This window comes from Pseudomonas sp. Irchel 3A18, from assembly GCF_900187465.1.
Lineage (GTDB): Bacteria > Pseudomonadota > Gammaproteobacteria > Pseudomonadales > Pseudomonadaceae > Aquipseudomonas > Aquipseudomonas cichorii.
Genome location: NZ_FYDI01000001.1, coordinates 615,627 through 634,576 on the forward strand (window position 1 = coordinate 615,627; position 18,950 = coordinate 634,576).

23 protein-coding genes and 1 tRNA gene are annotated in these 18,950 nt (G+C 56.4%); 18 read left to right on the forward strand and 6 right to left on the reverse strand.

Annotated features, from left to right (window positions below; translation table 11 throughout):
• The first annotated feature begins 12 nt into the window (after positions 1-12).
• Genes rbsK through CKW23_RS02605 form a run of 3 tightly spaced genes read left to right on the forward strand, consistent with a single transcriptional unit; the run spans position 13 to position 2,385 of the window.
• Positions 13-933, forward strand: coding sequence for a ribokinase (gene rbsK / locus CKW23_RS02595; protein ID WP_095066978.1), 921 nt, complete (start codon positions 13-15; stop codon positions 931-933).
• Positions 930-1,334, forward strand: coding sequence for a D-ribose pyranase (gene rbsD, locus CKW23_RS02600; protein WP_025260465.1), 405 nt, complete (start codon positions 930-932; stop codon positions 1,332-1,334). The genes rbsK and rbsD overlap by 4 nt, the downstream gene beginning before the upstream one ends.
• Positions 1,335-1,359: 25 nt before the next feature.
• A complete protein-coding gene (locus tag CKW23_RS02605; RefSeq protein WP_025260464.1) occupies positions 1,360-2,385 on the forward strand; it encodes a nucleoside hydrolase in 1,026 nt (341 codons plus the stop codon).
• A gap of 11 nt (positions 2,386-2,396) precedes the next feature.
• Here CKW23_RS02605 and CKW23_RS02610 read toward each other — a convergent pair whose 3' ends face one another.
• Positions 2,397-2,591: a hypothetical protein gene (locus CKW23_RS02610; protein ID WP_025260463.1), complete on the reverse strand. Its 195-nt coding sequence runs from the start codon at positions 2,589-2,591 to the stop codon at positions 2,397-2,399.
• Between the two features lie 283 nt (positions 2,592-2,874).
• On the opposite strand from CKW23_RS02610, the gene CKW23_RS02615 reads away from it, so the two are divergent.
• The gene (locus tag CKW23_RS02615; protein ID WP_025260462.1) at positions 2,875-3,198 is read left to right on the forward strand and encodes an I78 family peptidase inhibitor; all 324 of its coding nucleotides are present in this window, start codon (positions 2,875-2,877) and stop codon (positions 3,196-3,198) included.
• Positions 3,199-3,265: 67 nt separating this feature from the next.
• Here the strand turns inward: CKW23_RS02615 and CKW23_RS02620 are convergent, their stop codons facing one another.
• Positions 3,266-3,478 (reverse strand): cold-shock protein, encoded by a 213-nt coding sequence (locus tag CKW23_RS02620; RefSeq protein ID WP_024685433.1) that lies wholly within the window; start codon positions 3,476-3,478, stop codon positions 3,266-3,268.
• 295 nt (positions 3,479-3,773) lie between these two features.
• A complete protein-coding gene (locus tag CKW23_RS02625; protein ID WP_025260461.1) occupies positions 3,774-4,082 on the reverse strand; it encodes a hypothetical protein in 309 nt (102 codons plus the stop codon).
• A 359-nt stretch (positions 4,083-4,441) separates the two neighbouring features.
• Here CKW23_RS02625 and thrS point away from each other — a divergent pair, with 359 nt between their 5' ends.
• The 12 genes from thrS to CKW23_RS27060 all read left to right on the forward strand — a co-directional run bounded on the left by thrS (position 4,442) and on the right by CKW23_RS27060 (position 14,454).
• Complete coding sequence (gene thrS / locus CKW23_RS02630; protein WP_025260460.1) at positions 4,442-6,364, forward strand: threonine--tRNA ligase; 1,923 nt, start codon at positions 4,442-4,444, stop codon at positions 6,362-6,364.
• Positions 6,364-6,915 carry a translation initiation factor IF-3 gene (gene infC, locus CKW23_RS02635; protein WP_172604547.1) on the forward strand — a complete coding sequence of 184 codons (552 nt, stop codon included), beginning with the start codon at positions 6,364-6,366 and terminating at the stop codon, positions 6,913-6,915. Before thrS ends, infC begins: the two co-directional genes overlap by 1 nt.
• Before the next feature lie 60 nt (positions 6,916-6,975).
• A complete protein-coding gene (rpmI, locus tag CKW23_RS02640) occupies positions 6,976-7,170 on the forward strand; it encodes a 50S ribosomal protein L35 (protein WP_002553160.1) in 195 nt (64 codons plus the stop codon).
• Positions 7,171-7,198: 28 nt separating this feature from the next.
• The gene (gene rplT, locus CKW23_RS02645) at positions 7,199-7,555 is read left to right on the forward strand and encodes a 50S ribosomal protein L20 (RefSeq protein ID WP_016963673.1); all 357 of its coding nucleotides are present in this window, start codon (positions 7,199-7,201) and stop codon (positions 7,553-7,555) included.
• A gap of 103 nt (positions 7,556-7,658) precedes the next feature.
• Positions 7,659-8,675 (forward strand): phenylalanine--tRNA ligase subunit alpha, encoded by a 1,017-nt coding sequence (gene pheS, locus CKW23_RS02650; RefSeq protein WP_024685429.1) that lies wholly within the window; start codon positions 7,659-7,661, stop codon positions 8,673-8,675.
• Between the two features lie 36 nt (positions 8,676-8,711).
• Positions 8,712-11,090, forward strand: a complete 2,379-nt coding sequence (gene pheT / locus CKW23_RS02655) for a phenylalanine--tRNA ligase subunit beta (RefSeq protein ID WP_025260458.1) — start codon at positions 8,712-8,714, stop codon at positions 11,088-11,090.
• Positions 11,091-11,093: 3 nt separating this feature from the next.
• Positions 11,094-11,396 (forward strand): integration host factor subunit alpha, encoded by a 303-nt coding sequence (gene ihfA / locus CKW23_RS02660; protein WP_002553164.1) that lies wholly within the window; start codon positions 11,094-11,096, stop codon positions 11,394-11,396.
• A complete protein-coding gene (locus CKW23_RS02665) occupies positions 11,377-11,733 on the forward strand; it encodes a MerR family transcriptional regulator (protein ID WP_025260457.1) in 357 nt (118 codons plus the stop codon). Before ihfA ends, CKW23_RS02665 begins: the two co-directional genes overlap by 20 nt.
• 87 nt (positions 11,734-11,820) lie before the next feature.
• Positions 11,821-11,897 (forward strand) — tRNA-Pro (locus CKW23_RS02670).
• Between the two features lie 292 nt (positions 11,898-12,189).
• Complete coding sequence (locus CKW23_RS02675) at positions 12,190-12,432, forward strand: hypothetical protein (protein ID WP_025260456.1); 243 nt, start codon at positions 12,190-12,192, stop codon at positions 12,430-12,432.
• A 215-nt stretch (positions 12,433-12,647) separates the two neighbouring features.
• Positions 12,648-12,908 (forward strand): DUF1652 domain-containing protein, encoded by a 261-nt coding sequence (locus tag CKW23_RS02680; protein WP_025260455.1) that lies wholly within the window; start codon positions 12,648-12,650, stop codon positions 12,906-12,908.
• A gap of 229 nt (positions 12,909-13,137) precedes the next feature.
• On the forward strand, positions 13,138-14,454 hold the full coding sequence (locus tag CKW23_RS27060; RefSeq protein ID WP_177434616.1) for a PAS domain-containing methyl-accepting chemotaxis protein: 1,317 nt from the start codon (positions 13,138-13,140) through the stop codon (positions 14,452-14,454).
• An 83-nt stretch (positions 14,455-14,537) separates the two neighbouring features.
• On the opposite strand, the gene CKW23_RS02690 is transcribed toward CKW23_RS27060, so the two are convergent.
• From CKW23_RS02690 to CKW23_RS02700, 3 genes are all read right to left on the reverse strand, one after another.
• Positions 14,538-15,683: an HPP family protein gene (locus tag CKW23_RS02690; protein ID WP_025260453.1), complete on the reverse strand. Its 1,146-nt coding sequence runs from the start codon at positions 15,681-15,683 to the stop codon at positions 14,538-14,540.
• 63 nt (positions 15,684-15,746) lie between these two features.
• Positions 15,747-17,471, reverse strand: coding sequence for a chloride channel protein (locus CKW23_RS02695; protein ID WP_095066979.1), 1,725 nt, complete (start codon positions 17,469-17,471; stop codon positions 15,747-15,749).
• A gap of 3 nt (positions 17,472-17,474) precedes the next feature.
• Positions 17,475-17,879 carry a MarR family winged helix-turn-helix transcriptional regulator gene (locus CKW23_RS02700; protein WP_025260451.1) on the reverse strand — a complete coding sequence of 135 codons (405 nt, stop codon included), beginning with the start codon at positions 17,877-17,879 and terminating at the stop codon, positions 17,475-17,477.
• A gap of 151 nt (positions 17,880-18,030) precedes the next feature.
• On the opposite strand from CKW23_RS02700, the gene CKW23_RS26120 reads away from it, so the two are divergent.
• Together CKW23_RS26120 and CKW23_RS02705 are read left to right on the forward strand one after the other, a co-directional pair.
• Complete coding sequence (locus tag CKW23_RS26120) at positions 18,031-18,297, forward strand: hypothetical protein (RefSeq protein ID WP_143008720.1); 267 nt, start codon at positions 18,031-18,033, stop codon at positions 18,295-18,297.
• Positions 18,279-18,746, forward strand: coding sequence for a hypothetical protein (locus CKW23_RS02705; RefSeq protein ID WP_095066980.1), 468 nt, complete (start codon positions 18,279-18,281; stop codon positions 18,744-18,746). Before CKW23_RS26120 ends, CKW23_RS02705 begins: the two co-directional genes overlap by 19 nt.
• Positions 18,747-18,950 lie beyond the last annotated feature (204 nt).

The following is an 18,950-nucleotide window of genomic DNA, read 5'->3' on the forward strand; positions in this document are numbered from 1 at the left end:
AGCGAATGAGCCATGCAAGCAAAAATAGTGATAGTTGGCAGCCTCAACATGGACCTGGTGATTCGCGCCCAGCGTTTGCCGCGACCCGGTGAAACCCTTGCCGGAGAATCCTTCATGACCGTGCCCGGCGGCAAGGGAGCCAATCAGGCCGTGGCGGCTGCTCGCCTGGGTGGCAGCGTGGCGATGATCGGATGCGTGGGTGAAGATGCCTATGGCGAACAGTTGCGCGGCGCGTTGCTGGCAGAAGGCATCGATTGTCGCGCAGTCACGTCGGTGTCCGGTGTGTCCACCGGTATTGCCTCGATTGTGGTGGATGACAACAGCCAGAACGCGATCATTATTGTCGCCGGGGGGAATGCTCAACTGACGCCTTCTCTGATCGGGGGGTTCGATGCGCTGTTGGTCGCTGCCGAAGTGGTCATATGCCAGCTCGAAGTGCCGATGGAAACGGTCCACTACACCTTGTCCCGTGCCCGTGAGCTGGGCAAGACCGTCATTCTCAATCCTGCACCGGCTTCCTCGCCCTTGCCGCAAGAGTGGTACGGGTTGATTGACTACCTGATTCCCAATGAAAGCGAGGCGCAGGCGCTGACAGGAATCGTGGTGGATTCGCCTGTGTCGGCACAGGAGGCGGCGAAAGCGCTGCTGGCGGCCGGGGCTCGTAATGTCATCATCACATTGGGAGAGCAGGGTAGCCTGCTGGCCAATGCCCAGGGTTTTGAGCACGTGCCAGCGCAGCCGGTGAAGGCTGTTGATACGACCGCGGCAGGTGATACCTTTGTCGGCGGTTTTGCCTCGGCTCTTTCGCAAGGCAGGAGCGAGTCCGAAGCGATCCGTTTTGCTCAGGTTGCGGCGGCACTGTCTGTTACCCGTGCCGGTGCTCAGCCTTCGATACCGACATTCGATGAAGTGCAGGAATTCAAAGCCTCATGAAAAAGACACCTCTTCTCAATATTGCCTTGTCCCGTGTGATTGCTTCACTGGGGCATGGCGATATCCTCATGATCGTCGACGCCGGCATGCCCGTGCCTGCGGGTGTCGAACTGATCGACCTGGCTTTGACCCAGGGCGTGCCGGATTTCGCCAGTGTGCTGGATGTCGTGCTGTCGGAAATGCAGGTCGAAAGCCATGTGCTGGCCAGCGAGATGGTGAACGTACAGCCTCCGGGGCTGCGAGTGATCGAGGCCCTGGCACTTGATGAACAACTGGGCCAGCAGCGCTGGGTGAGTCATGAAGAATTGAAAGTCTTGAGCCGTAGCGCCAAGGCTATCGTGCGTAGCGGGGAATGCCAGCCGTATAGCAATGTGGCTTTGGTGGCCGGCGTAGTTTTCTAAGGAAGTCTTTAACAGGGAGTAAATCATGCAGGTATTGAAATTTTCCAGGCAACTACTGTGGAGCCTATCGCTTTTGTCCATTCTCGGTATGAGTGCCGCGCAGGCGGCTGAAAAGCGCAACCTGATCATCGACACCGATCCGGGGGCTGACGATGTGGTCGCATTGCTGCTGGCGCTGGCCTCTCCAGAAGAACTGAACGTGATGGCGATCACCACGGTGGCAGGCAATGTGCGTCTGGACAAGACCTCGCGCAATGCCCGGCTTGCCCGCGAGTGGGCGGGGCGTGAGGAAGTTCCAGTCTATGCCGGTGCGCCAAAGCCTCTGGTACGTACGCCGATCTATGCCGAAAACGTGCATGGCCAGGAAGGGTTGCCGGGTGTGCCGATCCACGAACCTGCAAAGGGGCTGGCCGAAGGGAACGCCGTCAATTACCTGATCGACACTCTGAAAAAAGCCGAGCCGCACAGCATCACCATTGCCATGCTCGGTCCACAGACCAATCTGGCGCTGGCACTGGTTCAGGCACCTGAAATCACCCAGGGGATCAAGGAAGTCGTGGTCATGGGCGGCGCGCACTTCAATGGCGGCAACATCACGCCGACTGCCGAGTTCAACCTGTTCGCCGATCCTCATGCGGCGCAGATCGTCCTGGCAAGCGGCGTCAAGCTGACCTATGTGCCGTTGGACGTGACCCACAAGATCCTGACCAGCGAGCAGCGTCTGCAGAAGATCGCCGCACTGGGCAATCAGGCTGGCAAGCTGGTCGGTGGCATTCTCGATGAGTACGTCAAGCTGGATATGGAGCATTACGGCCTGCCTGGCGGGCCTGTCCATGATGCGAGCGTGATTGCCTGGCTGCTTCAGCCGGAGCTGTTTTCAGGTCGGCAGATCAACCTGGCCATCGATAGCCGCGATGGCATCGGCTTTGGTCAGACCGTCGCAGACTGGCACGGCACGCTCAAACAGCCACAGAACGTGTTCTGGGTCGAGAATGGCGACGCCCAAGGCTTTTTCGATCTGCTGACCAGCCGGTTGGCCCGTTTGAAGTGAGTTGTTGTGCTTCAGGCAGGTAGCTCCGCCGGGGAGTACCTGCTCAGCACCTGGCTGAGAAAGGTTCGGGCACCTTCGGTGCCCAGTTCCTTGACCAGCAGGTCGACGGCAATGATCGTAAGCTCTTCTGCCGTGCCCGGGCTGTGCGAGCAATGTCCCTGAGGCCATTTGGCCTTGATATCCGCATCGATGGATATGATTGTCATGTCTGTCTCGTCTCGTGTGAAAGCAGCGCATCATCCTGAGCGTTGCCGAATGCCTGGACGCCGTGTGCAGTAGATCATTCCACGCACAGGGTGACACTTCTACTTAGGCATCATGTCGGTTTATCGATAGCCTATGCGAATAAACGTTTTGTGACGATTTTTGGCTGCGCATGTACTCGTTCTCTGGGGCAGACTTTTGCGGCGTGTGGGCCTGTGTCTGCAACCAATGCGCCTGGATGCGGTCGCACATGGTCTGAACATGTTCATTGGAAGAGGAGGGTGTATGCCCCGCAAATTTGCAACATTGGGTTTTGTCGCTTTGGCAGCGTTGATGGCAGGGTGCAGTTCCACATCGGGATCGTCTCCCGAAACTGCCCAGGCGCCAGCTTCTCATGCAGGGCATGGTCGCTGCGATGCGGCCCAGGCCCAGTCGGCGGTGGGTCAGCAGGCTTCGGCTGCATTGCTGGCTCAGGTGCGTACTCAATCCGGCTCGAATGAAGCACGGATTCTGGGTCCCAACGATATGGTCACGCTGGAGTATCGCTCCGACCGTGTGAATATCAATGCGGATGCCAGTGGCAAGGTGATTCGCGTCAACTGCGGTTGATGCCTGCATTTCCCCTTTTCATAAAAAAACCCGTCCATTGAGACGGGTTTTTTTCAAGTCAGGTGGATCAGACCACAGTGACTTCTTCTGCTTGCATGCCTTTCTGGCCTTTGGCAGCAACGAAAGAAACGGTCTGGCCTTCTTTCAGGCTTTTGAAACCGTCGCTCTGGATTGCTTTGAAGTGAACGAACAGGTCGTCACCGCCACCTTGTGGAGTGATAAAGCCGAAGCCTTTTTCATCGTTGAACCATTTTACGGTGCCGGTTTGGCGATTAGACATGGTGTATCTCCAAGAACATAGTTTTTCAGTAGAACGTGCTGCTCAGGCCAACTGGGCACACCGAGCCATAATAGTCGAAATGTAAGAAAAGAGAGCCCTTTAGGTAGGAACTTTGAATCAGAATCGAGTAGATGCAGGGCGTCATATTATCGTTGTGCAAAAGTAATATGACAGGTCGCGCGATGGAGGAGGTGTTTCTGCTGCGCCGAAGGCCACGTTTTACGGGGCTTTCGGGCAAATTCTCCGGTGCCTTCAACAATCGTTGAGAGTGGTTCGCTTCAAGCGCCGTGGGAAATTATTTTTTTGCTGCACTGCAGTTTTCAGCGACCAGTTTTTGCAGTTTTGAAGCCAGGGCCGGGTTTTGAGAGGCGTCGGCGCTGAGACTGGCGATTTCCTTGTCCGAGAAATGACTGTCGACCTGTTTTGCGCCGCAATCGCAGTGGGCCTTGGCTGTCTTGTCGTCCAGCTTGTGCTGTTTCGCGGCGTTGACACATTCTTGAGTGAAGGCTGAGCGAGTCGCGCTGTCCATCGCCGCTTGAGCGGTCAGCGGTCCGGCCAGGGCGGCACAGGCAAGCAGGGCAGGCATAAGGTGAAAGCGCTTCATGGTGTTCTCCTTTACTGGAAGAGTCATACAGGAACCCGATTTATTCAGACGGTCTTGAGCGGCTCCAGTTCAGGCGATATGCAAAAACGCTCTATTTCCATACTCATCGGGCAGGTTGTGCGTGTGAATCGATGTGGCTGTGCTAGGATGCGCGTCCTGTAGATTCTTTGCCCCGTGGCTCAATGGTCATCGGCGCGGCACATGCAGGTTTTTTTCGCACAATCCAGTCATCTGGTTCGGTTGAAGGTTGGCCTGAAAGGCTCCTGCCACTGTGAGGCAGGCATACCACCGAATCACGTACTGGCTCATCCCAACCCACGTGACCTTTGGTAGGGGTCACCACTAGGAGAGGAGGCGCCATGCCCACCATTACTCTTCCCGACGGCAGTCAACGTTCATTCGATCATCCGGTTTCCGTAGCCGATGTCGCACTTTCCATTGGTGCCGGTCTGGCCAAGGCCACCGTGGCCGGTAAAGTCGATGGCAAGCTCGTCGACGCCTGCGACCTCATCGAAGGCGATGCCAGCCTGCAGATCATCACCCCCAAGGATCAGGAAGGACTGGAAATCATCCGCCACTCCTGCGCTCACCTTGTAGGGCATGCTGTCAAGCAACTGTACCCGACCGCCAAGATGGTTATCGGTCCGGTCATCGACGACGGCTTTTATTACGATATCGCCTACGAGCGTCCGTTCACGCCTGATGACATGGCTGCCATCGAGCAGCGCATGCAGCAGCTGATCGAGAAAGATTACGACGTCATCAAGAAAGTGACGCCGCGTGCAGAAGTGATCGAAGTGTTCGCTTCGCGCCAGGAAGACTACAAGCTGCGTCTGGTCGAGGACATGCCCGATCAGCAGGCCATGGGCCTGTACTATCACGAAGAATACGTCGACATGTGCCGCGGTCCGCACGTGCCGAACACCCGCTTTCTCAAGTCTTTCAAGCTGACCAAGCTGTCCGGTGCCTACTGGCGTGGCGATGCCAAGAACGAGCAGTTGCAGCGCGTCTATGGCACCGCCTGGGCGGACAAGAAGCAGCTGGCTGCTTATATCCAGCGCATCGAAGAAGCTGAAAAGCGTGATCATCGCAAGATCGGCAAGCGCCTGGGGTTGTTCCACACCCAGGAAGAAGCGCCGGGCATGGTGTTCTGGCATCCGCAGGGCTGGACCCTGTATCAGGTGCTTGAGCAGTACATGCGCAAAGTGCAGCGCGAGAACGGCTATCTGGAAATCAAGACTCCGCAGGTGGTCGACCGCTCGCTCTGGGAGAAATCCGGGCACTGGGCCAACTACGCCGACAACATGTTCACCACCGAGTCCGAGAGTCGCGACTACGCCATCAAGCCAATGAACTGCCCGTGCCACGTGCAGGTGTTCAATCAGGGCCTGAAAAGCTACCGTGAACTGCCGCTGCGTCTGGCCGAGTTCGGTGCCTGCCACCGTAACGAGCCGTCGGGTGCATTGCACGGCATCATGCGCGTGCGTGGTTTCACTCAGGACGATGCGCACATTTTCTGCACCGAAGAGCAAATGCAGTCCGAGTCAGCCGCTTTCATCAAGCTGACCCTGGATGTGTATGCCGATTTCGGCTTCAAGGACATCGAACTCAAGCTGTCGACCCGTCCTGAAAAGCGCGTAGGCTCCGACGAATTGTGGGATCGCGCCGAGTCGGCACTGGCTTCTGCGCTCGACAGCGCTGGCCTGCCTTACGATCTGCAGCCGGGCGAGGGCGCTTTCTATGGTCCGAAAATCGAGTTTTCCCTGAAGGATTGTCTCGGTCGTGTCTGGCAATGTGGTACCTTGCAGCTCGATTTCAACCTGCCGATCCGTCTGAGCGCCGAGTACGTCTCGGAAGATAACGGTCGCAAGCACCCGGTCATGTTGCACCGTGCCATCCTCGGATCCTTCGAGCGTTTCATCGGTATTCTGATCGAACATTACGAAGGCGCATTCCCGGCCTGGCTTGCTCCGACGCAGGCAGTGATCATGAATATCACTGATAAACAGGCAGATTTTGCCCTTGAAGTCGAAAAAACTCTGTCTCAAAGCGGATTTCGTGCCAAGTCCGACTTGAGAAATGAAAAGATCGGCTTTAAAATCCGCGAGCATACTTTGCTCAAGGTCCCTTATCTCCTCGTGATTGGAGATCGGGAAGTTGAAACGCAAACTGTCGCTGTGCGTACACGCGAAGGCGCTGACCTCGGTTCAATGCCGGTCGCCCAATTCGCTGAATTCCTCGCACAAGCGGTTTCCCGGCGTGGTCGCCAAGATTCGGAGTAATTATTATTAAGCGTGAAATGAGACAAGATAAACGAGCTGCACCCAAGGCCCCGATCAATGAGAATATCTCGGCCCGCGAGGTTCGGTTAATTGGCGCTGACGGCGAGCAGATTGGCATCGTCTCGATTGATGAAGCGCTTCGTATAGCCGAAGAGGCGAAGCTGGATCTGGTAGAGATTTCTGCCGACGCAGTACCTCCGGTCTGCCGTGTCATGGACTACGGCAAATCGATCTTTGAAAAGAAGAAACAGGTTGCTGCAGCGAAGAAAAACCAGAAGCAGATCCAGGTTAAAGAAATCAAGTTTCGTCCAGGGACGGAGGAAGGGGATTACCAGGTAAAACTACGCAACCTGGTACGTTTCCTGAGTGACGGGGACAGGGCCAAGGTATCGTTGAGATTCCGCGGTCGTGAGATGGCCCACCAGGAGCTGGGTATGGAATTGTTGAAGCGGGTTGAAGCTGACCTGCTCGAATACGGTTCCGTCGAACAGCATCCTAAGATGGAAGGACGCCAGCTGATCATGGTCATCGCCCCGAAAAAGAAGAAGTAACCACCAGGGCACGGCAGGCCTTGCGGTTATGTTTATCAACTGAATGCGGAGTATCCGAACATGCCAAAGATGAAGACTAAAAGTGGTGCAGCTAAGCGGTTTTTGAAAACTGCGAACGGCATCAAGCACAAACACGCTTTCAAGAGCCACATCCTGACCAAAATGTCGACCAAGCGTAAGCGTCAACTGCGCGGTAGCAGCTTGCTGCATCCGTCTGACGTGGCAAAAGTCGAGCGCATGCTGCGCCTTCGTTAATTTTGATCAAGAATAGAGGAAGTTACTCATGGCTCGTGTAAAGCGTGGCGTCATTGCCCGTAAGCGTCACAAAAAAATTCTGAAACTTGCTAAAGGCTACTACGGCGCGCGTTCACGCGTATTCCGTGTTGCCAAGCAAGCGGTAATCAAGGCAGGCCAATACGCCTACCGTGACCGTCGTCAGAAAAAACGTCAGTTCCGCGCTCTGTGGATCGCTCGTATCAACGCTGGTGCTCGTACCAACGGTCTGTCTTACAGCCGTTTGATCGCTGGCCTGAAAAAGGCGTCCATCGAGATCGACCGTAAGGTTCTGGCTGATCTGGCAGTGAACGAAAAAGCGGCGTTTGCTGCGATTGTCGAGAAAGCTAAAGCCACTTTGGCCTAAGTCCCCGACAATCACCGGTTTCGGGTTCCGGAACCGGTTTTGAACGTCATAAATAGGGGAAGAGCCTTTGGCTCTTCCCCTATTTCGTATCTGGAGTCTGTACATGGAAAACCTGGACGCGCTGGTCTCGCAAGCTCTTGAGGCTGTGCAAAGCGCCGAAGATATCAATGCCCTGGAGCAAATCCGGGTTCACTACCTCGGCAAGAAAGGCGAGTTGACTCAGGTGATGAAGACCCTGGGGAACCTGCCTGCTGAAGAGCGTCCGCAAGTCGGCGCCCTGATCAACGTTGCCAAGGAGCGTGTCACAGAGGTTCTCAATGCCCGCAAGGCGTCGTTTGAGCAGGCAGAACTGACTGCCAGGCTCGCGGCCGAGTGCATTGACGTGACCTTGCCGGGACGCGGTCAGACCTCCGGTGGTCTGCACCCGATCACCCGGACTCTGGAACGTATCGAACAATTCTTTACCCACATCGGCTACGGCATTGCCGAAGGCCCTGAGGTCGAAGACGATTACCATAACTTCGAGGCGCTCAACATCCCTGGCCACCACCCGGCGCGGGCGATGCATGACACCTTCTATTTCAATGCGAACATGCTGCTTCGTACCCACACCTCGCCAGTGCAGGTGCGGACCATGGAATCGCAACAGCCGCCGATCCGCATCGTATGCCCGGGTCGTGTATATCGCTGTGACTCGGATATCACCCACTCGCCGATGTTCCACCAGATCGAAGGCCTGCTGGTTGACCGCGATATCAACTTCGCGGATCTGAAAGGCACCATCGAAGAGTTCCTGCGCGTGTTTTTCGAGAAAGAGCTGGCGGTTCGTTTCCGTCCTTCGTTCTTCCCGTTCACCGAGCCTTCCGCTGAAGTCGATATGGAGTGCGTGATGTGCAGCGGCAAAGGCTGCCGCGTCTGCAAGCAGACCGGCTGGCTGGAAGTCATGGGCTGCGGAATGGTCCACCCCAACGTGCTGCGCATGTCCGGCATCGATCCTGAAGAGTTCCAGGGCTTTGCTTTCGGCATGGGTGTAGAGCGTCTGGCAATGCTGCGTTACGGCGTCAATGACTTGCGCCTGTTCTTCGACAACGACCTGCGGTTCCTGGCGCAATTTCGCTAGAACGCATGCCCGTAACGAATCTATTAGGAGAGCAGGATGAAATTCAGTGAACAATGGTTGCGTGGCTGGGTAAGCCCGCAGGTTTCCCGGGACGAGCTGGTTGCCCGTCTGTCGATGGCCGGTCTTGAGGTTGATAGCGTTACGCTGGCCGCCGGCATCTTCACCGGTGTGGTCGTAGGCGAAGTCCTGAGCACCGAGCAACACCCTGACGCTGACAAGCTGCGTGTTTGTCAGGTCAGCAATGGCAGCGAGACTCTGCAGGTTGTATGTGGCGCGCCAAACGTACGTCCAGGCCTGAAGATTCCGTTCGCAATGATCGGCGCCGAGCTTCCTGGCGACTTCAAGATCAAGAAAGCCAAGCTGCGTGGCGTCGAGTCCAACGGCATGCTGTGCTCCGCTGCCGAGCTGCAACTGGGCGAGGGTAACGATGGACTGATGGAGCTGGCTGCCGATGCGCCAGTGGGTCAGGACATTCGCGTTTACCTGGAGCTGGACGATGCCAGCATCGAAGTCGACCTGACGCCAAACCGTGGCGATTGCCTGTCGGTTGCCGGTCTGGCTCGCGAAGTCGGCGCGCTGTATGCCGCCCAGGTTACTCGTCCGCACGTGGCACCTGTTGCTGCCGTACATGACGAAGTGCGTCCTGTCGAGTTGCTGGCACCTGCTGCCTGCCCACGCTACCTGGGTCGAGTGATCCGCAACGTCGACCTGTCGCGTCCTACACCGCTGTGGATGGTAGAGCGCCTGCGTCGTTCGGACGTGCGCAGCATCGATGCAGCCGTCGATATCACCAACTACGTCATGCTGGAGCTGGGTCAGCCGCTGCATGCATTCGATCTGGCCGAAATCAATGGCGGGATTCGCGTGCGCATGGCCGAGGAGGGCGAGAAGCTTGTCCTGCTCGATGGCCAGGAAGTCAGCCTGCGTGCCGACACCCTGGTCATTGCCGACCACCAGCGTGCCTTGGCCATCGCTGGCATCATGGGGGGTGAGCACAGTGGCGTGACTACCAAAACCCAGGATATTTTCCTGGAAAGCGCTTTCTTCGACACCATCTCGGTGGCTGGCAAGGCCCGTTCCTATGGCCTGCACACCGATGCCTCGCACCGTTACGAGCGTGGCGTGGACTGGCAGCTTGCCCGTGAAGCCATGGAGCGTGCCACTGGCTTGCTGCTGGAAATCACTGGTGGTGAAGCCGGCCCGATCATTGAAGCGGTCAGCGAGCAGCACCTGCCTTCGATTGCTTCGGTGACCTTGCGTGCAAGCCGCGTTGAGCAAATGCTCGGTCTGGTCATTGAAAACGCTGAAATCGAGCGTCTGCTGACGGCGCTGGGCTTGACCCTGAGCAACGAGTCCGCTGGTCAGTGGCGCGTTGAAGTACCAAGTCATCGCTTCGATATCAGTCTGGAAGTCGACCTGATCGAAGAACTGGCGCGTCTGTACGGTTACAACCATCTGCCGGTTCGTTACCCGCAAGCCCGTCTGGCACCTCAAGCCAAGGCCGAAGCGCGTGGCGATCTGCCAGAGCTGCGTCGCCTGCTGGTTGCTCGCGGTTATCAGGAAGCGATCACTTACAGCTTCATCGATCCGAAGGCTTTCGAGCTGTTCAATCCGGGCGTCGAGCCGCTACTGCTGGCTAACCCGATCTCCAACGATATGGCTGCCATGCGCTCCTCGCTGTGGCCAGGTTTGGTCAAGGCTCTGCAACATAACCTCAACCGTCAGCAGGACCGGGTTCGCATGTTTGAAAGCGGGCTGCGGTTTGTCGGTCAGCTTGATGGCCTCAAGCAAGAGCCGATGCTGGCCGGTGTGGTCTGCGGCAGCCGCCTGCCTGAAGGCTGGGCACAAGGTCGTGATGCGGTCGATTTCTTCGACGTGAAAGCGGACGTGGAAGCAGTGCTTGGTTTTGCCGGTGCATTGGGTGAGTTCACCTTCTCTGCAGGTCAGCACCCAGCCTTGCACCCTGGCCAGACCGCTCGCATCGAGCGCGATGGTCGTGAAGTCGGCTTCCTGGGCGCCATTCATCCTGAACTGGCAAAAACGCTGGGCCTCGATCGCCCGGTGTTCGTGTTCGAGCTGATTCTGGGCGAAGTTGCCACGGGCTGTCTGCCGAAATTCCACGAGCTTTCCCGCTTCCCGGAAGTGCGTCGCGACCTGGCTCTGCTGGCTGATCGGGACGTCAATGCAAGCGCAGTTCTTGACGTTATTCGTGAAAATGCAGGCGAATGGCTCACAGACCTCAGGCTATTTGACGTTTATCAGGGTAAAGGCATTGATCCGCATAGAAAAAGCCTTGCAGTTGGCTTGACCTGGCAGCATCCATCGCGCACTCTTAATGACGATGAGGTAAACGCAACGACACTTGCTATCCTCAACTCACTTGAGGAACGGTTAAACGTCACGTTAAGGAAGTAGCGTATGGGGGCTCTGACGAAAGCTGAGATGGCCGAACGTCTGTACGAAGAGCTGGGCCTGAATAAACGAGAAGCCAAGGAATTGGTTGAGCTGTTCTTTGAGGAAATCAGGCACGCTCTGGAAGACAACGAGCAGGTGAAATTGTCAGGATTCGGCAATTTCGATCTGCGCGACAAACGCCAGCGGCCTGGTAGAAATCCAAAGACCGGCGAGGAGATTCCGATCACTGCTCGCCGTGTGGTCACCTTTCGTCCAGGGCAGAAGTTGAAGGCCCGAGTTGAGGCTTATGCTGGAACCAAGTCATAACGACGAGCTACCGCCTATCCCGGGCAAACGCTACTTCACCATTGGTGAAGTCAGCGAGCTCTGCGCGGTCAAGCCGCACGTTCTGCGCTATTGGGAGCAGGAGTTTCCTCAACTCAACCCCGTCAAGCGACGCGGGAACCGTCGGTATTATCAGCGACTGGACGTGCTGATGATCCGTCAGATCCGCGCTTTGCTCTACGACCAGGGCTTCACCATCGGTGGAGCCCGGTTGCGTCTTTCCAGTGGCGAGGCGAAGGACGATACCCAGCCCAACAAGCAGATGATCCGGCAGATGATTGCCGAACTGGAAGATGTACTGGTCATTCTCCGTGCATGATGAGTGAGCAAGATACTTCCATAATTCAAAAGCTTAGGGTATATTCCTCATCGCTTTCGCACGTTGCGAAACAGTTTCACGCCTAGTCGGGGCGTAGCGCAGTCCGGTAGCGCACTAGCATGGGGTGCTAGGGGTCGAGTGTTCGAATCACTCCGTCCCGACCATATTTTTCAATGATTTAGCCCAATCTGTGAAGGTTGGGCTTTTTCATGTGCGTGAGATTTGCGGGGTTTCCGGTTTTCTCATGTTTTTCCTCTCGACATTGTTCGTCCCAACTAGCTGCCAAACGTGTATTTCCGGTCGTGAATGCAGATTTTAGTGACCCACCATAAAAAGCTCTGCACAAGAACCGATCCCCCACATCGTCACCGCCTGTCTGCTGCTCTGCACTCCCGACACTTCCTGCCTCTCTCAACCTTACGCGCAGACATCCTGCGCACAGAAAGGAGAGTCGCCATGGAAATCGAAAACAACGGACCTGAGAGCGCTTACCCAGGGCCGTCTGAGAAGACGACCGACACCGGTGAAGGGCATGGCTCCGGTCTTGATCAGGTCAGTTCCGAGCCAAAGCAGGGTGGTGGTGATCGCCCGGAAGACTGGAACCCACCTCCGGGCCATCCTGGGTCTGGCGATGATGCTCAAGCGGATCAGGAAAACGATGACGAACCCAAGACGGACAGCCTCATCGATGCAGAGTAGAGGCTTTAGCGGCTTCATATCAGAGAGGTCAATAAAGGTCCTTTCGATAAGTGAAATCGACTCGGCCTTATGCCTGTAACTTCATGTTGTTATGTGGTTTGTGTGCCGTGTAGACATAAAAATTTACACATGCTCTGTCAGACAAAAACCACATCTGCAACCTTGGTCTAGACTGCAGTGTTAATCCGCTACACAGCGTCTACAGGGACGGTCAAATGCTTTCTCATCTTGAACTGCGTCACGTTATGGAAGTGGCCTTCAGGCCTACGATCTGCAAATGCACCATCAGCCCGGACGGGTTGATGTCCATCGAACTGAGAAACCCGGAAACCCACATCCCGGAGCTGACAATGACCGGGATTTCCACTGCCAAACTCAGTGGTGGTCGTGCAATTGCGGCATTGGTGGGGGAGATCAAGGACGAGGCCAGGCGCGTCAAGGCGGCGGATAAGGACGAGATCAAGCGCCAGGGATAGGGCTCATATGACAAGGCCCGCATCTGGCGGGCTTGGGGGAGAATCACATCATTTCATGCCAGGTCCTCTCCCTGCACCAAGACTGAAACCGACCCACCCACAGCCGCTTTGGTCTTCACTTTCAAAGCCAGGTCGGCGCGCCTTAAATATCGCGCGTTCTTGCCCTGTAACCACTAAAGATTCTCGCTCCATATCCGATGCAGTATGCAACCTTCCTCGGATACACATCATGTTCAATTCCCATTTGAAACAAGCCAACAAGGCACTGGAACTTCGACTGGCCATGCTGGAGCAGGCCGGTCAGGTTCTGGATCTGGAAACTGTAGCTGCTGTACTGGATGGTCGAGGGAATGTGAAATCCATCAATGCGCTGTTTGAGGCCGAGCTTGGTTACTCGTCCAGCGAGATTGTCGGGCGTCGTCTTGAGGAACTGAGTCCGTCGGAGTTGAGCGGTGATGTTCACCAGAAGCGGGCTCTGGATGCTATTCGGGAAGGGAAGCATTTTAGCGGGACGCTACGGTTGAATCACAAGCAGGGTTCTAAGGTCTGGCTGCGGACGATTGTCGTGCCGTTCAGGAATGAAACCGGTGGCATCGAGCAAGTCACGTTGTACTCAAGCGTATTGACGCGCACGATTGAGGCGTCCCGGGAGAATGAAGCGCTGGTCAATGCCTTGCAGCGTTCCACGGCTGTCATCGATTTTACGCTCGATGGAATTGTGACCAGCGCGAATGACAACTTCCTCAAAGCCATGGGCTATGACCTTGCCCAGATCAAAGGCAAGCACCACAGCATTTTTTGTACGCCGGAAGAGTCCGGTTCAGAAGCCTATAGAAGCTTCTGGGAAAGACTGCGCAGAGGTGAGTTCATCGTCAATCGCTTCCGTCGGGTCGATAAATACGGGCGGGATGTGTGGCTTGAGGCTTCTTATAACCCCATCACCGATGCGAATGGCAAGCTGTATAAAATTGCCAAATTCGCAACCGTCATCACTGAACAGGTCGAGCGTGAAAAAGCGGTGTCCGAGGCATCGAACATGGCGTATCAAACCTCTGTCCAGACTGACAGCTCTGCCCAGCAGGGACGTGAAGTCATCAAGAGTACAGTCGATGTTCTGGATCGTCTGACCCGTTCCATGCAAGAGGCGACTCAAGGCATTGAAGCGCTTGATTCCCAGAGCCAGGTTATCGGGACAATCGTCAAGACCATCAGCAGCATTGCCGAGCAGACGAACCTGCTCGCTCTCAACGCGGCCATCGAAGCTGCCCGCGCCGGTGAGCAGGGCAGAGGTTTTGCCGTGGTGGCCGATGAGGTTCGGCAACTGGCTTCCCGAACCACCAAGGCAACGGAAGATATTGTGAGTGTGGTCAAGGAAAACCAGAGCCTTGCTTCGGGGGCTGTTGGCGTGATTGAGCGCAGTACCGATCAGGCCAACGAGGCGCTGACACTGGCCAATGATGCAGACCGTGTGATCCAGGAGATTCAGCAAGGTGCGAACTCCGTGGTGCGTGCAGTCAGCAGCTTCGTTAATCAGAACACCAATTAAGCGCCTGTTCTGGTAGACCGACATCAGCGCTTTCGCGTGTTTGAATGTGTGCGGGTGTAGGGACGTTTTTATTTGAAAGCGCTCTAGACCCGCACAGCCGTATACAGCGCCTTGATCAAATCCGACTGGGTAATGATGCCCACCAGATGCCGCTGGGCGTCGATGATCGGAACATGCCGATGGCCATTTTCCGAAAACACTGGCACCAGATCGGTCAGCAGGCGTTCGGCACTGGCGACGCGCACTTTGCGGGTCATGATCTCGCCGACGATGCTCGCCGGTTGTTTGTTACTCACTTGACGCAACAGTGCCCTCAGGTGCCAGCCCACGCCTTCGTGGGCGTCCAGGTCGATCTGCTTCATGAAATCCGCCACTGTCACGATGCCCATCAGATGGCGTTGCCGGTCGATCACCGGCAAGGCCTTGATCTTGTGCCGCCGCATCAAGGCCCAGGCCTCACGTAGCGGCATTTCCTGACGGGCGACAATCGGCGCAGTGCTCATCACGTCTGCGCAGCGGATCTCGCCCATATTGCGCTGGTAGGCCGAGGCCTCCGCACGCTCCAACAGTTCGTGAAGGTCGTCACGGCTGACGTCCAGCACCTGATTGTAATGGGCGAGGGCGGCATCCAGATCCGCATCACTGAAACGGCTGGCAGGCGAGTCGCTTTTTGCCTGCTGGACATGCGGCCAGGGGCGGCGGGTCAGATTGTTGTAGATCACGCCGGCTGCTACCAGCAGCAACGAGTCGAGCATGACCGGGCTCAGTGCGTACACAAACTGATCGCAACCGGTAATCACCATCAATAGCGCTGCCGCGCCTCCCGGCGGATGCAGGCAACGGGTCGCCAGCATCGCGGCAATCGCCAGACTGACCGCCAGCGCGGCAGCCAGCGTTGCATCGGGAATCCATTTGGCGCAGGCAATGCCTGCCAGCGCCGAAACCGTGTTGCCACCCACCACGGACCATGGCTGTGCCAACGGGCTTGATGGCACGGCAAACACCAGTACCGCACTGGCCCCGATGGGCGCGACGATGGCCATGGCCAGAAAGCTGTTCTCTATGGCATGTGCGCCGTGCAGCCAGAGTGCAGCAACGGTGGCGACCAACAGAATGCCCAAGGCCGCGCCGATGCTGGCGCGTACTTTCTCTCGGGTGTCGATGGCGTGGGGTGCAGGCCATAGCGAGCGCAAGCGCGCCACAAGGGTTATGTTGGAGGGTGAAGGCATGTTCAGGTCAACCGTGGATAATTGAAAACTGTGGGGCGTATGGTCCCGGACTGCTGCCGTGTTTCAGCGCTCGGTTCCCCAGCGCAATGGTTTTTCCCGCACGCTCTCTTCTTCGTGGACGCCGAGAGAGGTCTTGAGCAGATCACTGCGGCTGACAATCCCCACCACTTCCAGGCTGCTCGCGTCGCGTACCACGGGGATGCGTTCAAGTCCCAAGGCAAGCAGGCGTCTGGCCAACTGGCGGCAGTTGTCACCCGGCAGGCTGAAGGCGGGCGGCTCTGAAAACAGATCGCCCAAGCGTTTGGCGGAGTTATCCATGACCTGGCGGTCGACCATCCCGAGCAGGCGGCCTTGATGCACGACGGGATAGGCTCGATGCGCCTGGTTGCTGCCAAAAGCCTGTTCACGAGCGTGATCGAGGGAGCAATCGGCATCGAGAGTCCGCACCTGGCGAGTCATGATCTCGCCTGCTTCGTGACGTTCCAGCGGGTCCACCGAGTATTCCCGGTAGATGTGAAGGCCGCGGCGTGCGATTTTCTCGGTCATGATCGAACGCTTGGCGACCAGAACCGTCAGCGCGTAGGCCACGGTAACAGTCAGCAGCAGTGGCAGCAGGGCTTCTAGGTCATGGCTCAGCCCCAAGGCGAAAACCACAGCGGTCAGCGGTGCGCCCAGCACTCCGGCGAGTGTCGCGGCCATGCACACCAGCGGCCAGAGCGCGCCTTGGCCGCCGGGCAGCACATGGGCCAATGCCGCGCCCAGTCCCGCTCCCAGCATCAGCAATGGTGCGAGTACGCCACCGGAAGTACCTGAGCCCAGGGCGATCACCCAAATGATTGCCTTGACCGCCAGCAATGCCAGTGCAGCGCTCAGCAGTAGATGGTCGTTGAGCAGATCGCCGATGACATCAAAACCGATGCCCAGTGCGCGAGGCTCGAAATAACCGCCAACGCCAATCGCCAGCCCGCCCAGCGCTGGCCACCACATCCAGTGCAGCGGCAGACGACCGAACAGGTCCTCGACGCGGTACAACGACCAGGACAGCACCATGCACAATACTCCGCTGGCCAGCCCGGCAAGTACGCAACCCCACATGATCATCGGAGTCACCGGGGGCGTCTGCACCGCGAACAGAGGCTCGCTGGACAGCAACTGACCGCGCAGAAAACCCGCGACCGCGCAGGCAATCGCCACTGGCACCAGACTGCGCGGGCGCAACTCGAACAGCAGCAGTTCCACGGCCAGCAACACCGCCGCAATCGGTGTACCGAACACGGCTGTCATCCCGGCAGTGGCTCCGGCCACCAGCAATGTCTTGCGCTCGGCAGCACTGAGATGGATGTGCTGCGCAATCAGCGATCCAATCGAACCGCCGGTCATGATGATCGGCCCTTCGGCACCAAATGGCCCGCCACTGCCAATCACAATGGCCGAAGACAGTGGCTTGAGCGCAGCGACCCGAAACGACAGCTTGCTCTTGCCGAACAGAATCGCCTCGATGGCTTCGGGAATGCCATGGCCACGGATCTTGCTGGAACCGTAACGAGCCATCAGCCCCACGATCAGGCCGCCCAGTACGGGTATGGCAATGGCCCACAATCCCAGATGGCTGTCCGCTGGGGAGACGGCGGCAAACGACAGGCGCTGAAAGTAAAACAGATTAGTGCCTAGATGAATCAACGCCAGCAGGAGGGCCGCAGCAGCCACGGCCAGCGCCCCGATCGGTACCGCCAGAGCGATCAGGGCCAACACCCGATAGTCCACGGCAAAGTCACGTTTATGCCGCATGCTTCACTCCTGCTCGAAGGGCACGCGGAAACGCTTGCCGGCCGACTTGAGTTCTTCTCGATGCAGAAAAGCCAGTTGCGCCAGCACCTCGCTGCCTTTGCCGGTAAGACTGACTTGTACCTCTCGTCGGTCCGCGACGTTGCGCTGTGTCTGCACCAACCCCAGCGCCTCGCAGCGCTTCACCAGCGCCGCTGCGCCATGAGGCACGATCTGCAAACGCTCCGCCAGTTCACCCACGGTTGCCCACTCACGCTCGCTGAAACCCTGGGTGTGCAACATCAGCAGGTACTGCTGGGAAGTCACACCACAGGCTTGCACGGCCTCTTCGGAAAAACGCAGGAAGCGCCGCAGTTGGTAGCGGAATTCGGACAGGGTTTCAAAATCCTGCTTGTGAAGGGTGTCAGCCATGAGAGAGCGTCGCTTCGGTTGAGGGAAGGGCGGCTTTTATATCATGGCGTGATGTATTTTGGCGATGATGGATAAGGCCGATCAGTCAAAGCAGAAGTTTCATGGCTGTGAATTGTTGATGATGGCAATTTGATTTGGGATGGTGTCTGATGTGGGCGATTTTTTCTTCACATGGGGTGAATGCATGGACAAAATATTATTAACAGCGTTTCTTACGGCATTAGCAGGTTTTATCACTGCCGCGTTGAGCGTGGTGAAACTGGTGAACGAGAAAGAAAGCAAAACCACAGAGTTCAGACAGTCATGGACCGAATCTGCAAGGGCCGCACTGTCTGATTTAATTGCAAAATTGAACTTTCATGTAACCAATGTTGTTCATGTGAAAGATTTGAAAAAGATATGCTTAAGGCGATCATGATTGCAAGTAAGACGGAGAATGTCGTAGAAAGAGATTTGCTTGGTGAAGTTATAGGTCTTCATAAGGATTTGCTGGGTAAAAGTGTGGAGCGTTCAAGGCAATCAATGCGAGAGGTTTATCAGGCGCATGCAACGGTCCGTCTTCATTTTAAGCCTGAAGATTCGGATCTGGTCAGGATTGAAAATAAATTTGATTATTGCATGGGGAAGTTTTCTGAACTTGTTCGTGAGGAAGAGTCAGAGAAGTGGGATGTTTTAAAAGAGCAGGTTTACAACGCAACAAATGAAATTACAGCCTCGTCGCGTGCATTGCTTAAAACAGAGTGGGAAAAAGTCAAGCAAGGAGAGCCTGCCTATAAGAGCACGAAAAAATGGTCAGTGTGGGCGTTTGCAATCATGTCTGCTTTGCTCGTACTCATCGGGGTGCATTCTTTGATTTCGTACAGCTAGCATCATTAGCTTCAACTCAAGATGAGGAGACACGTTTCCACCCAATGGAAGTGATATTAATTATAGCGGCTCAAAGCTGCAGATGATCAGCAGGCGAGTTTTCATGTTCCTTGGATTGGTTTTCCTCATCTATTCTCTAAGGCGGCTAGCAATTCTTTATCAAGAAAGTCTAGCTTCATGAGGCTGAGCTGATGCGTGTATGAG

Coding starts and splice junctions, on each gene's coding strand:
- rbsK (WP_095066978.1), top strand. CDS start 13: ATGCAAGCAAAAATAGTGATAGTTGGCAGCCTCAACATGGACCTGGTG.
- rbsD (WP_025260465.1), top strand. CDS start 930: ATGAAAAAGACACCTCTTCTCAATATTGCCTTGTCCCGTGTGATTGCT.
- CKW23_RS02605 (WP_025260464.1), top strand. CDS start 1,360: ATGCAGGTATTGAAATTTTCCAGGCAACTACTGTGGAGCCTATCGCTT.
- CKW23_RS02610 (WP_025260463.1), bottom strand. CDS start 2,591: ATGACAATCATATCCATCGATGCGGATATCAAGGCCAAATGGCCTCAG.
- CKW23_RS02615 (WP_025260462.1), top strand. CDS start 2,875: ATGCCCCGCAAATTTGCAACATTGGGTTTTGTCGCTTTGGCAGCGTTG.
- CKW23_RS02620 (WP_024685433.1), bottom strand. CDS start 3,478: ATGTCTAATCGCCAAACCGGCACCGTAAAATGGTTCAACGATGAAAAA.
- CKW23_RS02625 (WP_025260461.1), bottom strand. CDS start 4,082: ATGAAGCGCTTTCACCTTATGCCTGCCCTGCTTGCCTGTGCCGCCCTG.
- thrS (WP_025260460.1), top strand. CDS start 4,442: ATGCCCACCATTACTCTTCCCGACGGCAGTCAACGTTCATTCGATCAT.
- rpmI (WP_002553160.1), top strand. CDS start 6,976: ATGCCAAAGATGAAGACTAAAAGTGGTGCAGCTAAGCGGTTTTTGAAA.
- rplT (WP_016963673.1), top strand. CDS start 7,199: ATGGCTCGTGTAAAGCGTGGCGTCATTGCCCGTAAGCGTCACAAAAAA.
- pheS (WP_024685429.1), top strand. CDS start 7,659: ATGGAAAACCTGGACGCGCTGGTCTCGCAAGCTCTTGAGGCTGTGCAA.
- pheT (WP_025260458.1), top strand. CDS start 8,712: ATGAAATTCAGTGAACAATGGTTGCGTGGCTGGGTAAGCCCGCAGGTT.
- ihfA (WP_002553164.1), top strand. CDS start 11,094: ATGGGGGCTCTGACGAAAGCTGAGATGGCCGAACGTCTGTACGAAGAG.
- CKW23_RS02665 (WP_025260457.1), top strand. CDS start 11,377: ATGCTGGAACCAAGTCATAACGACGAGCTACCGCCTATCCCGGGCAAA.
- CKW23_RS02675 (WP_025260456.1), top strand. CDS start 12,190: ATGGAAATCGAAAACAACGGACCTGAGAGCGCTTACCCAGGGCCGTCT.
- CKW23_RS02680 (WP_025260455.1), top strand. CDS start 12,648: ATGCTTTCTCATCTTGAACTGCGTCACGTTATGGAAGTGGCCTTCAGG.
- CKW23_RS27060 (WP_177434616.1), top strand. CDS start 13,138: ATGTTCAATTCCCATTTGAAACAAGCCAACAAGGCACTGGAACTTCGA.
- CKW23_RS02690 (WP_025260453.1), bottom strand. CDS start 15,683: ATGCCTTCACCCTCCAACATAACCCTTGTGGCGCGCTTGCGCTCGCTA.
- CKW23_RS02695 (WP_095066979.1), bottom strand. CDS start 17,471: ATGCGGCATAAACGTGACTTTGCCGTGGACTATCGGGTGTTGGCCCTG.
- CKW23_RS02700 (WP_025260451.1), bottom strand. CDS start 17,879: ATGGCTGACACCCTTCACAAGCAGGATTTTGAAACCCTGTCCGAATTC.
- CKW23_RS02705 (WP_095066980.1), top strand. CDS start 18,279: ATGCTTAAGGCGATCATGATTGCAAGTAAGACGGAGAATGTCGTAGAA.